The organism is Neotamlana sedimentorum, assembly GCF_000943565.1.
In the GTDB taxonomy this organism is placed as follows: Bacteria; Bacteroidota; Bacteroidia; order Flavobacteriales; family Flavobacteriaceae; genus Neotamlana; species Neotamlana sedimentorum.
Map to the genome: position 1 here is coordinate 1 of NZ_JTDW01000026.1, position 14,995 is coordinate 14,995.

Annotated in this window: 16 protein-coding genes; 1 reads left to right on the forward strand and 15 read right to left on the reverse strand. The window is 31.1% G+C overall.

What is annotated here, in order from left to right; genetic code table 11:
- The 9 genes from PW52_RS17750 to PW52_RS17270 form a co-directional block, all read right to left on the reverse strand.
- A partial coding sequence (locus PW52_RS17750) for a zinc ribbon domain-containing protein (RefSeq protein WP_240475209.1) occupies positions 1-336 on the reverse strand: 336 nt, incomplete at its 3' end.
- A 65-nt stretch (positions 337-401) separates the two neighbouring features.
- Positions 402-977, reverse strand: a complete 576-nt coding sequence (locus PW52_RS16595; RefSeq protein ID WP_044634108.1) for a helix-turn-helix domain-containing protein — start codon at positions 975-977, stop codon at positions 402-404.
- Entirely contained in the window at positions 970-1,440 is a 471-nt protein-coding gene (locus tag PW52_RS16600) for a hypothetical protein (RefSeq protein WP_044634109.1), read from the reverse strand. The genes PW52_RS16595 and PW52_RS16600 overlap by 8 nt, the downstream gene beginning before the upstream one ends.
- A 1-nt stretch (position 1,441) precedes the next feature.
- Positions 1,442-2,821 carry a serine hydrolase gene (locus PW52_RS16605; protein WP_165586789.1) on the reverse strand — a complete coding sequence of 460 codons (1,380 nt, stop codon included), beginning with the start codon at positions 2,819-2,821 and terminating at the stop codon, positions 1,442-1,444.
- Positions 2,822-2,982: 161 nt separating this feature from the next.
- On the reverse strand, positions 2,983-5,196 hold the full coding sequence (locus PW52_RS16610) for a CocE/NonD family hydrolase (protein ID WP_205618148.1): 2,214 nt from the start codon (positions 5,194-5,196) through the stop codon (positions 2,983-2,985).
- A gap of 32 nt (positions 5,197-5,228) precedes the next feature.
- The gene (locus PW52_RS16615) at positions 5,229-5,849 is read right to left on the reverse strand and encodes a hypothetical protein (protein ID WP_044634110.1); all 621 of its coding nucleotides are present in this window, start codon (positions 5,847-5,849) and stop codon (positions 5,229-5,231) included.
- Between the two features lie 119 nt (positions 5,850-5,968).
- Positions 5,969-6,691, reverse strand: a complete 723-nt coding sequence (locus PW52_RS16620) for a LytR/AlgR family response regulator transcription factor (RefSeq protein WP_044634111.1) — start codon at positions 6,689-6,691, stop codon at positions 5,969-5,971.
- Positions 6,678-7,580, reverse strand: a complete 903-nt coding sequence (locus PW52_RS16625) for a sensor histidine kinase (RefSeq protein WP_240475210.1) — start codon at positions 7,578-7,580, stop codon at positions 6,678-6,680. The genes PW52_RS16620 and PW52_RS16625 overlap by 14 nt, the downstream gene beginning before the upstream one ends.
- Before the next feature lie 448 nt (positions 7,581-8,028).
- Positions 8,029-8,745, reverse strand: a complete 717-nt coding sequence (locus tag PW52_RS17270) for a CPBP family intramembrane glutamic endopeptidase (RefSeq protein ID WP_052823541.1) — start codon at positions 8,743-8,745, stop codon at positions 8,029-8,031.
- Positions 8,746-8,812: 67 nt separating this feature from the next.
- Between PW52_RS17270 and PW52_RS16635 the strand changes: the two genes are divergently transcribed.
- A complete protein-coding gene (locus PW52_RS16635) occupies positions 8,813-9,442 on the forward strand; it encodes a TetR/AcrR family transcriptional regulator (protein ID WP_044634113.1) in 630 nt (209 codons plus the stop codon).
- A gap of 234 nt (positions 9,443-9,676) precedes the next feature.
- Here the strand turns inward: PW52_RS16635 and PW52_RS16640 are convergent, their stop codons facing one another.
- The 6 genes from PW52_RS16640 to PW52_RS16665 form a co-directional block, all read right to left on the reverse strand.
- Positions 9,677-10,534, reverse strand: coding sequence for an MBL fold metallo-hydrolase (locus PW52_RS16640; protein ID WP_240475211.1), 858 nt, complete (start codon positions 10,532-10,534; stop codon positions 9,677-9,679).
- Between the two features lie 321 nt (positions 10,535-10,855).
- Positions 10,856-11,314 carry an abortive infection protein gene (locus tag PW52_RS16645; protein WP_044634122.1) on the reverse strand — a complete coding sequence of 153 codons (459 nt, stop codon included), beginning with the start codon at positions 11,312-11,314 and terminating at the stop codon, positions 10,856-10,858.
- Between the two features lie 233 nt (positions 11,315-11,547).
- On the reverse strand, positions 11,548-12,369 hold the full coding sequence (locus PW52_RS16650) for a GNAT family N-acetyltransferase (protein WP_044634115.1): 822 nt from the start codon (positions 12,367-12,369) through the stop codon (positions 11,548-11,550).
- Between the two features lie 41 nt (positions 12,370-12,410).
- On the reverse strand, positions 12,411-13,472 hold the full coding sequence (gene trpS, locus PW52_RS16655) for a tryptophan--tRNA ligase (RefSeq protein WP_044634116.1): 1,062 nt from the start codon (positions 13,470-13,472) through the stop codon (positions 12,411-12,413).
- Between the two features lie 13 nt (positions 13,473-13,485).
- Positions 13,486-14,172, reverse strand: a complete 687-nt coding sequence (locus PW52_RS16660) for a DUF4386 domain-containing protein (RefSeq protein WP_044634117.1) — start codon at positions 14,170-14,172, stop codon at positions 13,486-13,488.
- A 229-nt stretch (positions 14,173-14,401) separates the two neighbouring features.
- On the reverse strand, positions 14,402-14,995 hold a 594-nt coding region (locus PW52_RS16665), incomplete at its 5' end, for an alpha/beta hydrolase (RefSeq protein ID WP_044634123.1).

Consider the following 14,995-nt stretch of genomic DNA (forward strand, 5'->3'; position numbering starts at 1 on the left):
ATGAGTATATCCATCCAATAATATGATAATTGGATATTTTTTCGCCACTTCAGTTGAATCATTATATGAATCAGGAATACTTATTAAACAAGTTCTTTCTTCATTTAAAATACTAGATTTAATAATGAACTGACTTCCAATTATAATATCCGTTTTATTCTGTCCGAACGTCGTTTGTGCTCCAAAAAGAAGAATACATAAAATCACAAATGTAAAAGTTCTCATAGTTTGCTTTATATGTTTGGTAACAAATATTTTCGACAACGTACCACCTGTGGCTTTCATTTCTCCAATTTCATAAGTGGCATTATCACACTTCGGACATTTGTATTTCATAGTTTTATATTTTTTGAGTTGATACTATATGGCTGTAAAATATTAACGCTATTATTCATTGCCTTTTATTTTAAAAACTTAAATCGAGGTCTATATATCACCTCTTTTTCATTGTTTATTCTAAGTGTGTTGATCAATATTAAAATTAAATTGGCGACATACAAAAAGCCAATAACTATAAAAAATGTACTTAACGTTATTTGGTCTGTGAGTCCAATTTTTGATATGATGAAAAATACTAGAGGGATAAAAAATAACAGTATGGTCCACGTGATTTCGAAATTGATTAAATCTTTACCCAACTTATTACTATTTTTTATCTTACCTTTTTTTGATGTCCAAAGTATAAATGGAATTAAAACCCCTAGCAATGGAAAGACCAGAAATAACAGTGCAGAGAGATTGAGATACGTTAAATACTTTTTATCTTCTTTTACGGACCAATCTATCAACTCATCTGGACTTACATTTAAGGCATTGGCTAATCGCTTCAATGACTCACCTGTAGGGTTTGATTCCCCTTTTTCGATGCGTTGAATAGTTCGTAAACTTAAACCAGATTCTTCTGCAAGAAATTCTTGTGACATCCCTTTCTGGTTTCTCAATTCTTTTACTCTTAAAGCTAAATAGTTATTATCCATTTTCTAAAGGTTTGTTTTTAGTTAAAGTTTTTCTGTACCTCATTATTGTTATGGTTACTATTCCTAATAAAAATCCAGGAACCAATTGAACTAACGACCCATAAATCACATGATTTAATAGCGCTTGCCCAAAATTATCATAATATAATCCATAATGAGTGCCAATTTCCCATTTTGTATCTACCCACCAAAGTATAGCAACTGGAATCCTTGAAATAGGTGAGTAAATAAGTAAGCTTAATAAAAGAATCTTGTAAGCTTGTTTTTGATTACCTAATTTAATACCTAGATATATAGCAATCCCTAAGGTAAGCCAAAGTAGCCCGATAATAAAAATAGCATTTTCAGGCAATCCCAATAATTCTAAACCATATCTAACTGGAGTTAAAATTAATGCAATTATGATGGGTGCTTTAGCATAATAAATGGCTTGCTGTAAAGATGTTTTTTCCTTGTTTTTCATCCTAATTCTTTTTTGCGATAATTTTACGACCAGATTGATTCATCGTTAAGCTAATAACATTATTCGCTTCATTTTTATTAAACGTGATTTCTGCATCTACAATTTTTACAAAAAAATGATTTTGAGTTTCAGCAAATAATTCAACCTTTTTAGTTTGACCTGGAGCTAATAAGTATAATTGATTTGTGTTATCCAATCCTATAGTAAGGTTTACATTTGGTTTAACCTCATAAGTACCTGTATAGTCACTTAATATTTCTGAAGGTACATTAATTGATTTTCTCTCAGGTTGATTATGCTTAGCCTCTGTTATTTTATCATCTGGTATACTTACAAATAATTCAGCAACTTGTTTCGCCACGTTATTTACATTCTTACAATTACAGTTGGTTAATGCAGTTATATACAGTTTCTCTTTAGGTAAAAACAGCGCAATACTGGTAAACCCCTTCGTACTTCCTGTGTGGGCAATTACAGGAGAATTCCCCAATTTCGAAAATCGAAAACCATATCCATAAGGTACTCTTTTCCCACTGTTTAATAAGGTTGGTGTCATAGCTTGTTTTATACTAGAAGCTTTTAAAAGTGTGTTTGAAAGTAATGCATTTTGCCATTTTAAAAGATCCTCTGTGGTAGATAAAATAGCTCCCGCGGAATATGCTAAAGACAAATTCATATCATCTGATTTTACAAAATCATTTTGTTCAATGATATAACCCGTAGTAGGGTTTGGAATACCTTGTTTCGGATCTCCACAGGATGAATTCTTCATTCCTATTTTGTCAAAAATATTTTGTTCTATAAAATCACTGTAAGGTTGTCCAGAAACGATTTCAATAATTCGCCCTAGTAAAATATAGCCTGCATTACTGTATTTAAAACGCTCTCCTGGTTTGAATTCTAAAGGTTCATCTTTAAAATATGCAATAAGTTCTGTAGGTGACATATTAGTTTTAGAAATAAAACCCTTGTCACCAACAGGTGTTCTGTTTTTTATTCCCGAAGTATGGTTTAATAGATGATGAATGGTAATGTCTTTTCCAATTTCAGCATATTCAGGAATGTATTTTCCAATTTTATCCTCAACACTTAACTTACCTTGTTCTTCTAGCATTAAAATAGAAATCGCAGTAAATTGTTTTGTTATAGAGCCAATTTGAAAGACACTATTAGTTTCTAAAGGAGTGTTTAATTCTAAATTAGATTTTCCAAAAGCTTTACTATAAATAGATTCTCCTTCTTTTGCTACCAGAATTGAAATACCAGGCTCGTTTTGATTGTAACTTATAGCAACTATGGAATCTATTTTTGATTCATAGCTCTGACTAACGCTAAAATATGTAATGAAAAGAAAAGTGAGTGTTGTAAAAAAATTATTCATTGATTTGTATTTAATGTTCATGGGACAAAATTAAATACAAACCTTACTGGCACTTGCGCCAAGCTTATGACATCTTTATGACATCTGCGCTTATTCCTTTAAATAAAGGCACATTTAAACTTTATTTTACTTAAGAGATGAGATTCTAACAGTTATTGAAATCAGTTCCAAATTGGCAAAGAAATACTGCTGTTTCCTGTAAAAATTATCTCTAATGGAATTTCAGCATCTTTAATACTTTCTTTATTAACATCCTTTCCAGTACCATAATTAATTTGAGCATTATTGTTTTTATTGACATTAACCACCACTACAATGCGACTCCCTTTTTCTAATTTTTTACTGATTAGTTTCGAATTGTCGAAAGACACTTTCGTCTTTTGATTCGGTATCAATAAATTTCTTTGTTCTCTATCTTTAGCATAGCTCGCTCTACCAATATAATAGCTTAAATGAAAATAGTTCCCTTCTGGAGTCAATTCATATACGATTACAGAATAATCAACATCTTTTTTATTTATTGAAAATTCAAGATTCCCTAAAAAAGAGCCATTTATAATTACATCTTCCTTTAGCGCTTCAGATTTAAAAATTAAACCATCTTTTAAATTGATTTGGTCACGTTCCAAAGGCCAAGGATAATACTCTGTGTTAGTCATACTCTTTCGATCCTTAAAATCAACAGACATTTGAATCTCTAAATTATTTGCTTTTGATTTTAAGGCATAAAAATCGTTGGTTTTATCAGCACTTAAATGAAATGTTAAAGTATCATTGGTCATGGCGCTTAAACTTGGTTTGTGCATCCAGGTATTCGTACCCATGACTTGGAAGTTGACTTTATCTTTTAAAATACTCGGTTTTGCTTTTCCGTTCAAAATGTAATCAAACCATTGGTAAATTAGTTCTTCTTCGATGTTTATCAAAGCAGCTTTATCTAATTTGTAATTTCTTAGACTTTCTTCTGGTTTCGTTTGTGCAGCCCAATGATCATAAGGCCCAACTAACAAATAATGATTTGGATTTTTTGCATATTTATGATGTTCATTGTAATAATATATGGCTCCTCTTTGTGAGTCATCATAATACCCTGTTATGGTTAAAATCGGAATGTCAATTTTAGCAAATTCTTGTTGGTATGGTATCATTTTTTTCCAGAAGTCGTCATAACTAGGATGTTGCATATAAGTATTCCATAATGTATTTACCCGACCATCTAAACTATCTAATTTGTTAAACGCTACTCCTGTTTTGTACCAGGTGTTTTTTAAAGAATTCCAACGCTTAAAATCATTTGAAGCTTCAAAATCTAAAAACTTGTTATTGGTTACATAAAAATTCCAAGAATATGAATAATTGTGGAGGATATTGTTTTCCATTGGGTAATCAATACCTGGTGCAATAGCAACCATAGGAACAATGGTTTTTAATGCAGGATGCACCTTATGTTTCATAGAAGCCCATTGTGTAAAACCATTGTAACTCCCTCCAAACATGGCTACTTTTTGATTAGACCAAGATTGTTTACTAATCCAATCAATGACTTCATACACATCAGTATGTTCATATTCAAGTGGTTTTATGTCGCTTTTACTCAACCGTTTTCCTCTTGTATTGGCAATAACGCCTATATAGCCTTTAGATGCTGATAACATAGCAGAAGCTTCATTGGTGCCTGCATAAATAGAAGATACCAATATGGCAGATTTTTTAGCTGTTGAATTTCCCTTGCGTTTAACTACTACCATTGAAACTTCGGCACCATCTTTCATAGGAATGACAATACTATCATTTACGACATATCTGCGTTTATGATCTTGTTTTATTTCTTCAAAATAAATAGCTCTAGTTGATGAAAACACCGATTTTAAAAAGTACTTTTTTACTAAATCTATAGCTATAGGCTGTGATATCTTTTCAGAATTAATACTAGTATACGTGGTATTAAAATTACTAACGTAATAATCAGTTGGGTCTCTAACTATCAAGGCTTTATCTAAATTAAGAACTTGTATGTCATCAGAATTCTTTACGTATTTGTTGTAAGATTTTTTAAACGCGTCTTTGAAGTTCGTAGATAGCTTTGCCTCTACATAATGGATGTATACATCTAAATACTGCCTTTGATCTATTGGTGTTTCTGCTACTCTTTTTTTTATTGAAGCTAATGCGTCTTCATATTCACCTCTTATTAACTGGAACTTAAACAGGTCTAATTCTGATAAATTTTGAGTATCACAGATTGCGGCTAATTGCTGCATTTGGTTTTCAAGCGCTATTGAATCTGATAGTTTCACCTTTTTAAATGGCAATTCTTGTGCAAAAGAAGTGCTACTAATTGCAATTAGAAATAATAAAAGGACTGACTTTTTCATTGTTTTACGTTTGAAAATTGATAAAAAACTAACTATTTCCTATTTGGGTCTATGTACTGGATTAACTCTTCATTGTACAAAAAGCCATCTTGAGTTTGCGTCATCTTAATAAAGTTTTTTAGTTCTGGTGCATACAACCAAACTTCATCTGTTTGTGCGTTGTAGCCTCTAGAATTAGAAACGCTCCCCTTGTATTCTATGGTGTACGCCATAAAGGTTCCAGCGTCTACAGTTTCTTCTTTATATGATAATACTTTTGCCTTTTGACTTTGTGTTCCTGTGGTACCATCTTGACTTGTCCAATTTTTCTCATATTTCCACTTCTTTCCCACTTCTAAAGGCCATTTGTATCTTGGTGTTTCGCTTTCTTCTGGCTTTACAATGTCCGAAACTGGAATCGTGTCTTTTCCAATGACCATACCTAAACCATCAGCTATATGTACTATTTCTCTTGTATCTTTGCCTTCTGAACGCACTTCGCCTTCAGTGGTTATGCCTTTATATTTCCAAGTCCATTGTTCTCCAACTGTATAATCAGCTAAGGTTGGTTGTTCTGCTAATGAAACAGTGTTTTCATTACAAGATATCAACAATGAAATTAGCACTAGATATACGATTCTTTCTATATTAAATACTACTTTTAAATACTTCATAATAAGGATTTTAAATTAATTATAGTACAAAGTAAAGGCGTCTGTTTCTTTCAAAAAAGGAAAAGTACATGAGCGTAAATAAAAGTCAATGAACGTTAGAAAACTCAGCGATTTTCTCTTTATAAACTATTCCAGTTTTTAAACTTAACGGACTGCCTGCTAGATACTTCTACTTTTTCACCAGTGGTTAATATAATTTGTAATTTATTATTGAAGTAGGGGTGAATCTTTTTGATGTAATGTATGTTAATCATTTGACTTCGATTCACACGGAAAAAGACTTTAGGGTCTAATTTTTCTGCTAATAAATTTAAAGAACGCTTTATCATTGCTTTATCCGAACCAAAATAAAGACGTGCGTAATTTTCTAAAGATTCAATAAAATAAATATCTATGAGTGGAATAAAATGACAATTTTCACCATCTTTTATAAATATCTTTTGATGCATCGGTAATGTTGTAGGCTCTAATTTTACCCTATTAGAAAGTTCTTCCTTTACCTTTTCAATAGTTTTAGAAAAACGTTCATCTCTTAAAGGTTTTACCAAATAGTCTAAAGCATTCATCTCAAACGCTTTTACAGCATATTGATCATAGGCCGTTGTAAAAACGACGTCAGGCACATTTGTTAGTTCTTCCAGTAAATCAAACCCAGATTTCCCAGGCATATGAATATCTAAAAACAATAGGTCTGGTTGTAAGTCTTCAATTAAAGTTATGGCATCATCTACATGACTAGCTTCACCAATAATTTCAAACTCTGTATGTTTTTCTAATGCACGTTTTACTTCTTCTCTTGCTAAACGTTCATCATCAATGATTATGGTTTTAAATCTTTTCATCGTTTATATGCATTGGAATTATTAGTTCTGCGCAAACATGGTTATTTTCAGTCGCTGTTAAACTAAAACCAGCCTTACCTTTATATTGAATTTCTAAGCGTTTTTTTAAATTTTCGAGACCTAATCCAACACTTTTATTTTGATTAATTATTCCAGGATTTTCAACCGTAATATGAATATGACTATCCTTCTTTTTAATTTTTAAGTTAATAACGCCACCATCAACTTTTAAATCGATGCCATGTTTAATGGCGTTTTCGATTAACAACTGAATACTTAAGGTGGGAATCTTATATTGACCAAGGTCTTCTTCAATATTCGTTTTGAGTTGCAGTCGTTCCTCAAAACGCAACTTTTCTAATTCAATGTAATCATAAACTAAAGCCAATTCATTTTTAATAGGTGTTAAATCTTTGTCTTTTTCATATAAGGATGACCGCAGCAAATCTGATAATAAATCAATAGCTCTTCTTGCAACGTTTGGGTTTTCGATGACTAATGATTTAATAGAATTTAAAGAGTTGAATAAGAAATGTGGATTCAATTGCGCTGATAAATTATCTAACTGGGCTTGTTTTGCGATTAAGGAAAGTTGCGCATTCTCTCTTGCCGTAACCACTTCTTTTTGATAGTAATGATACAAGTGATACGCCAATATCCAAATAGACATTAATCGAAGTCCTGTAAGTAAAATTGGATCCCAATACATAATGGCTTCAAAGAAATTTTTATCCTCGCCTGCAAGAAAAGTCCAATACGCATACCATTTTAAGTTGTTTATTAACACGTATAGAAGCGCTAACAAAAGTATACTTGGTATTACACTAATAATTAACTTTTTAATTGGCAATTGACTCCAGTTAGCTTTTAATGCATATATTCTATACATATGCGTCAAGATAATTCCAATTGCCACATCTAAAACATAATTTAAAAATGTATAAAAAATCCCATAATTATCTCTAGTATATACGGTGTATGCCCAATAAGTTGACACCAAGCACCAGCCCATCAATTGGCAAAGCCAATACAAACGGGTTTTTGATATTTTCTTGGTATAACTTAAACTCATATGAATAACAAAGCAACGTATTTTCTTTAAAAATAGAAAAAAGAAATACATGAGCGCGAATAAGAAGAGATAAGCGTTTGTTATTAATTTTAGGAATTTAGGCTATGAAATATTTAAGGCTTGGATTAATTGCTAAAAAAATACTAATTGAAGACAAGAGAATTTATGACTTAAATATTGTCTTTCATCATGATAGTCTCAGCAGAGGATTGCTTTTTTTTATATACATCTTTGTTGGTTGTAGGTTTTATACAATTCTTTATCTCTAACTTATAACGCCATTATTAAAATATAATCCAATAAGACTAAGAGAGTTAATAATTCCATGTGCAATTATTATAGGAAAAAGTTTTCGCTTAATTATAAAATAGACTGAACCAAATATAAGGGCAATACAACCAGTGGCAATAACACCTGCTAATCCTTGGTAAATGTGTAACATTCCAAATATTACAGCATGTATAATTAATGCTATAATTATTCCCAATGTATTATTTCCAGTACAATCAACCAATCTATTTAGTAAATATCCGCGAAATAACAATTCTTCACCTAAGGCTGCACCAAACCAAACAACTGTAATTAGGTAACCTATAAACACAAGAGGTTTTCCCATAAAAAAGGCAAATCTATCAGCTACACCTGCTGGGTTCGTTAGGCCAAAACTTTCCAATATTGGTTTTACAATTAGTCCCATAATTGAAAAAACTAGTATTACAGTGCCAAGTGTTATCAATATATTAATCATCCAATTTTTTGTGCCTTTTGGAATCTTAGGCCCAAGCTCTTTCCAGTTTATTTTTTTTTGTTTCATGAAAATCGTACTAACTATAATACCACACCAAATTGCTATTGAGCCAGCACCAATTACGTCGAAATAATCCGCAAGGTGTTTTATGCTCAATATAGTTAGGAATACAATTGTTATTTCTACAAGTATTTTAATATTAAAGGATTTCTTTTGTGGTTCCATATCATTCATCTAATTGTTTTTATGTAATTTTAGGACAAATTTACTAATAATAATTTAAATTAGGACAAGTTTACTAATGAAATCGACAAAAGAAAAAATATTGGATAATTCAAGGCACTTATTTAATGAGCAATCTTATAGTTCAGTAACTATTAGAATGATTGCAAAAACATTAAAGATGAGTTCAGGGAATTTAAATTATCATTTTAAAAAACGTGAAGAAATTTTGGAGGCTTTATATTTTGAAATGACAAAAGAATTTGACTATAGACTCTCAAGTTTCTCTGAGATGGAAGTTTCTATAAATCAAATAAAAATTGAAATTAAGTTAACCATGAAGCGAATGATTGATTATCAATTTTTCTGGACAGACTTATACAATATATTAAATTTAAATGATAATATTAAAACTCATTTTCATAAAATATATGATTCACGATATGAGAGTTATATCTTTTTATTTACTCAATTAAAAAAGAATAAATTAATGAAAGTATCTATACTGGATTGGGAATGCCAAAATCTTGCCGAACAAATGATTCTTTATAGTAATACTTGGTTGTATTCTACCGTATTATATGGAGGGAAAATTAATGAGAGTGTAATAGAAAAAAAAGCAAATACTTTATTAAGTATACTTTATCCTTATCTTACTGTAAAAGGAAAGAAAGAATTTTATGAAATTATAGATTCTAATGAAAGATAAATCTGTTTTTTCCAAATATGCTTTAACTATGTAACTAGTTAGTTGTGAGATGTATACATCTTTGTTGGCAGAAGTTGTTGTTTTATTTCCTTAGTTTTTTTATTACCTCCGCGCTTACCCAAAGTATATCCACATTTTCAAAATCGTCTGATCCTACATTTCTACTAAAGAAAAGGTATTTACCGTCTGGTGTTATACTTACGCAAACTGCACACTTTGTTAGTGTCAGTATTTTTAATCGACTGGATATATTATGAAGCTATCATGAATTTGTTTTGTCGGTGTATCTCCCAATTTTGTGAGAGTGCTTGACAGTTCTTTTAATGTGAGCACACTTAATGGAAGTTGATGCTCTTTAGGTTGGTAGATACTTCCCATGGGATAATCAACTCCAGCTGTTTGAGTCATTTCAATGTGATTTCCAAGTATGGTTGAAACCTCATTAATGTCGGTGAATTTTACAAGTCTTTCAATACTCATTTTAAAAGCAATCCAATCATTTATGTATAGTCTACCAGGATAAAAAGTGTCTCCAGTCAAGAGAATTTTCGTCGAAGTATCATAAACCGCAATTGAAGACGCTTGGTGTCCAGGAATTGGTATTATTTTCATCATGCGATTTCCTAAATCATAATCTACAACTTCTTCGGGCCAGTTTGCTATCTTAAAAAAATCTTGTACATCGTTAACTTCAAGACCGATTACAGAAGTGTTTGGTTTTCCTTTGAATTGTCCATCGCCAGCATAGTGGTCTCCATGCTTATGAGTATGAGCAACAATTAATTCAACTTCTCCATTCTTTTTAGACCAATCGTTAATAATTTTATTTACAGTTTCATAAAGCGGAAAAATATCATCTTCTTGAGTAGCTCCAGTATCCATTAATAGCGCTTTGTTCTCACCAAAAAATAGAAACATAAAAGGCGCTTCGTAATTTATACACTTGTTTTGACGTAAAATATAAGTATTGCTATTATACTTAACGACCTGAATTGGTGGGTCAATATTATTTTCACAGTTTTGAGAACCATGAATCCAATTTTGAACATTTAAATCAACAGTGTCTTCGATTGATGGCTGGCATGACGACATCAGAATTAGTGCTGATAGTAAGATTGTGATTTTTGTTTTCATATGTTGATCTATATTGGTTTTAATGTGATTGAGTAAGATTCGTTACGTATTTAAGCAACTGATTTAACAAATAAATCGCAGATAGACACGAGCTTTGCGAACTGTGCGCAGCAAAAGTCAGCGAGGACTTTCGTAAGTAGGCTATAACTAGCAATGACAAGAGTTTAGCGAACTGGCGAAGCAATTATACACGGTATTAGCCGCTGTGTTTTTTAGTTATAATTTTTCTTTAATTGCTTTTCTTAATTCATAAATAAAAAATCCTCGCCATCCAATCTCTTACCCTAAAGTTGTTGCTGCTGCTCTAATTACTTCGATAGTTCCTAATAAGATAATAGCTATGATTGCAATTGATGTAGGATTTAAAGTTCCTATTCCAATCAAACCAAGTTCTTTTCCCCAATCTGTAATTGCTTCTTCATTTGTTAAACTTCCAAAACCTAAAACCCAAATGAGTATATAAGTGATTAAGCCATATAAAGCAGGAATAAAATAAGAAAGTCGAATATATTTCCAATTTCCCCAATTCCAATTTAGAGATGAAATCTTACGACCTTTTATTTTTAAGGTAATGAAGGCTGCAATTGCAGGACACCACATTATAGCCCCAACATTTATTCGTGATGGATATAAATTAACTATGGCATAATGAAAAGGTGAAGTAAGAAGAATAACGATTGCAAGAAATAGAAAGATTGTTTTCCAAGTTTCTTTTCGTTCTGTTAATTTTTTTTGCATTTTAATTTACTGATTGGTTTGTTAATGGAAGACGATGAGTTGGTAGTTTAGTTACATTGCGCTTAACGCCTACTGTGTATGGCGCAGTGAGGCGCGCCCAAAGGTCTCAGCTATGATTTCGTTGTGGAAAATACAGCATGGATTTTCAAGCGTGAAATCAAGCCTGAATTTATGATATTACTTTAAAATTTTGTTCAATTCCACAATGAATTATAGCCATTTTTGGCTACAGTTTATATATTCATTTCCATTTCATATTGATTAACAGTATTCGATAATCCAATTGAATTGATGAAATTTATTTTCTCGTTTAATCTTGTATCGACATTTATTATTTTTATTGAGTTTGATACTTCTTTTATCCCTTTAAATAATCTATTCCAACAGCCATCACTTTCTTTTAAAATCTCAAATTGTGCTAAATATTCATTTTTGGGGTTTACAACAAAAAATGACTCAAGAAAATTATCCTTTGTAATTTGATAGTATTCGTAATCTCCGTTTTTAATTACTTCTAAGTTAAAATCCCAAGAATATAAATTTTGATTAGGTAATTTTCCCCAATCAAAAGCATTATAGTCAACTTTATTCATCTCAATTTTAGCATTTGAGATTAATTTAATTTCTCCACTGAAGCAATTAAATGTTTTACAAATTTCGAATCCAATTCTTTGATAAGATTTTATTGCTTTAGTATTTTCAATGATTACCTCTAAAGAACATTTTGTAACTCCATTTATTTTTAAATCTGGTATAGCAAAATCGTAAATCGATTTAACTATTCTTCTTCCTCTATATTCTGGAAGTACACCTGTTCCGGTATTAAAGGCTATTTTTTCTCCATTACGTTTATCTATGGCGTTAATTATAAATCCAACTAATTTATCTCCATCAAACATTCCATAAGAAAGAGCATAATCAACTTTTGATATTTTCCATCTCTCTTTATAATAATTTTTGTCAGTAGGAACTTTAACATAGTAATTCTCGAAAGACCTTAAAAAACAATCAGCGATTATATCAAATGTTGTATTCTCTAATTTTTTTACTATCAAAATTTTATAAGTTATTTATTATTAAATTGTGGGTAGTGCTATTATATTTTCATATTCATTGCTTCAGTGACTTCACTTAAAGTTTCAATAGCTGTTTCTCTCGCTTTGCTTATACCTTTAAGCAAAATATCTCTGACATAGTCTTTATTTTTTTCAAGCTTTATTCTTTTTTTTCTAATAGGCTCAAAATATGTGTTTATAGCTTCTGCTGTTAGCTCTTTAAGTTTTCCTGACCCTTGGTCGCCAATTTTATCAGCAATATCTTTTGGGCATATGTCTGAACATAAGGAAGCTAGCTTAAGTAAGTTGGAAACCTCCGGTCTGTTTTGGGGGTCGTAAGATATATAACGACTTGAATCAGTTTTGGCAGATTTTATTAGTTTTATTGTTTCATCAGCGGTTGACTTTATCATAATTGAATTGTTGCGACTTTTACTCATTTTTTGAATACCGTCTAACCCAAGAATAGTAGGGGTATCAGTAAAAAGTGCAACTGGTTCTGTAAAAATATTTTTATTGAATTTGGTATTAAAGCGCTTTGCAATTTTCCGAGTTAATTCTATGTGAGGTAATTGGTCTTTTCCAACAGGAACCACATTACTCTTACAAAACAAAATGTCAGCAGCTTGGTGAACTGGATAGATATACATTCCTGCATTAATATTACTCAGTCCTGAAGCAGTAATTTCTTCTTTAACAGTTGGATTTTTGTTTAATTCTGAACTAGAAACTAATGTCAGAAATGGAATAGTTAGTTGATTTAATTCAGGAATATGACTATGAGGAAAAATATGAGTTTTATAATTTTCAGGGTCTAAACCACAGGCTAAATAGTCCAAAGTTAGTTCATATGTGAATTTTGAAATTTCATTAAAAACATTTCTATCTGTCAACACTTGATAATCAGCAATTAAAATATAAGTCTCAATTCCCAAACTTTGTAATTTTAATCGGTTTATAATTGAGCCAAAATAGTGTCCAAGATGCAAATTACCTGTAGGTCTATCTCCCGTTAATACGCGATACTTATGAGGATTCTTATACAAATCATTTTCTAATAATTTGCTTTGCTCTTTTGCTTTTTCAAAACTTTTATTTAACATTTTTTGTTTAATTTTACTTATAGCTAGGTCTTATGCCAAAAATTAATAAATAACCAATCATCCAAAATTCACCAATAGTTGCCGGTAGCGTAAGATATTCATTGAAGCTAAAATCAATGCCTGCATAGTGGATTAAGGTACTTAATACATAGCCAATACCACCTAAAACAATAACTCTTCCCAACCAGATGGGCATTCTTTTAGATTTGATAACTATGTATCCCATAGGAAACAGCCAAAGTCCAAAGAAAAGACCACCAATACCCCAGGCATTAGAAATTATATGTTGAAAAACCTGAATTAGTAAAACTTTATCTTCCATAGCACTTATATCAGAATTTGCAATGCCTATTGCTGAGGCGATTGAAATTGCACTTATCATAATGACTAAAGCATTTACCATACCCCATATACCTAGAGTCCAGGCTTCCCATTCATAATTATCTTTAAATAATTTAAAAAACCAAACTGCGGTAAGTGCCTGAGAAATTACGATACCAAATTCTAATAGCAACCTAATTCTTGCTGTAGATTCTAATTCTATTAAATTTGTTAGCGTTTGTTCAGGATTACCAGACACAAATATTTGAGAATGAAAGACCATAAACCCTAGAATTCCTGTAATAGCCATCATTAAATACCATAAGCCAGTTATTCTAGCGGTCTTAATCAAATTTTTCTGTTCTGTATTTGCAATCATAGTTTATTTATTTTTATTATTTAATACTAATTCTGACTCTGTAAAAGAGTAATTGTTACAGTTTTGCCCTAATGGCACACAACGTGATTGTATATGGTTTGTAGCGTGTTTTAAGCAACTAATTACCGACCAAGAAAGTCCGCAAGAACTTTCGCAAGTAGGCAAAAAGCCAGCAATAAATTATATACGGTGTTACCAAACGTATTTGTTGATATTACTAGCTTCGAAATCATTCCTCTTGATTAATATATTTTAACCCTTCGTATAAAGCTACTAATGGTACAGAGCGATGGTTTTCTTTTTCAAAATATTCTATTTCGATATTTAGAGGTTTATCCGATTTCTTTGTTATTAAAGTATAGAGAGAGTCGTGTCTTTGTTTATTCCTTTCGTAATTAGCCTCTCCTTGATTGGCAGTAGCGATATAAAGTTTTTTATCTAATGATATTGAGGAAATAGAATCAACTTTGTTTTTCATCATCTCCTCATTCCACCAAATACTTGGGTCTATAGAAATGTAAGCATTAAATACGCTATTTTCATCCATATAGGAATTTAGTGTAAGTAGTCCTCCTAAAGAGTGCCCAACAAGAGTTCTAAACGGTTCTGTCTTATACTTTTTATCAATATAAGGTACTAGTTCTTTCTCAATGAAATTCAAAAAAATCCTTCCACCTCCCATATTATTCGGTCGTTTGGTCTTAATTTTTGTAACTGTAAAATCTCGTTCTCGGTCAACATTCTCTATGGCTATAATAATACTTTCAGGCATTAAATTGTTTCGATTCCTATTAGAACTCATAAAATGTACTATTCCAGATGC

Excerpts from the sequence above, each read along its gene's own strand:
- PW52_RS16595 (WP_044634108.1), bottom strand. The coding sequence starts at position 977 with ATGGATAATAACTATTTAGCTTTAAGAGTAAAAGAATTGAGAAACCAG.
- PW52_RS16600 (WP_044634109.1), bottom strand. The coding sequence starts at position 1,440 with ATGAAAAACAAGGAAAAAACATCTTTACAGCAAGCCATTTATTATGCT.
- PW52_RS16605 (WP_165586789.1), bottom strand. The coding sequence starts at position 2,821 with ATGAATAATTTTTTTACAACACTCACTTTTCTTTTCATTACATATTTT.
- PW52_RS16610 (WP_205618148.1), bottom strand. The coding sequence starts at position 5,196 with ATGAAAAAGTCAGTCCTTTTATTATTTCTAATTGCAATTAGTAGCACT.
- PW52_RS16615 (WP_044634110.1), bottom strand. The coding sequence starts at position 5,849 with ATGAAGTATTTAAAAGTAGTATTTAATATAGAAAGAATCGTATATCTA.
- PW52_RS16620 (WP_044634111.1), bottom strand. The coding sequence starts at position 6,691 with ATGAAAAGATTTAAAACCATAATCATTGATGATGAACGTTTAGCAAGA.
- PW52_RS16625 (WP_240475210.1), bottom strand. The coding sequence starts at position 7,580 with ATGTATAGAATATATGCATTAAAAGCTAACTGGAGTCAATTGCCAATT.
- PW52_RS17270 (WP_052823541.1), bottom strand. The coding sequence starts at position 8,745 with ATGAATGATATGGAACCACAAAAGAAATCCTTTAATATTAAAATACTT.
- PW52_RS16635 (WP_044634113.1), top strand. The coding sequence starts at position 8,813 with ATGAAATCGACAAAAGAAAAAATATTGGATAATTCAAGGCACTTATTT.
- PW52_RS16640 (WP_240475211.1), bottom strand. The coding sequence starts at position 10,534 with ATGTCGTCATGCCAGCCATCAATCGAAGACACTGTTGATTTAAATGTT.
- PW52_RS16645 (WP_044634122.1), bottom strand. The coding sequence starts at position 11,314 with ATGCAAAAAAAATTAACAGAACGAAAAGAAACTTGGAAAACAATCTTT.
- trpS (WP_044634116.1), bottom strand. The coding sequence starts at position 13,472 with ATGTTAAATAAAAGTTTTGAAAAAGCAAAAGAGCAAAGCAAATTATTA.
- PW52_RS16660 (WP_044634117.1), bottom strand. The coding sequence starts at position 14,172 with ATGATTGCAAATACAGAACAGAAAAATTTGATTAAGACCGCTAGAATA.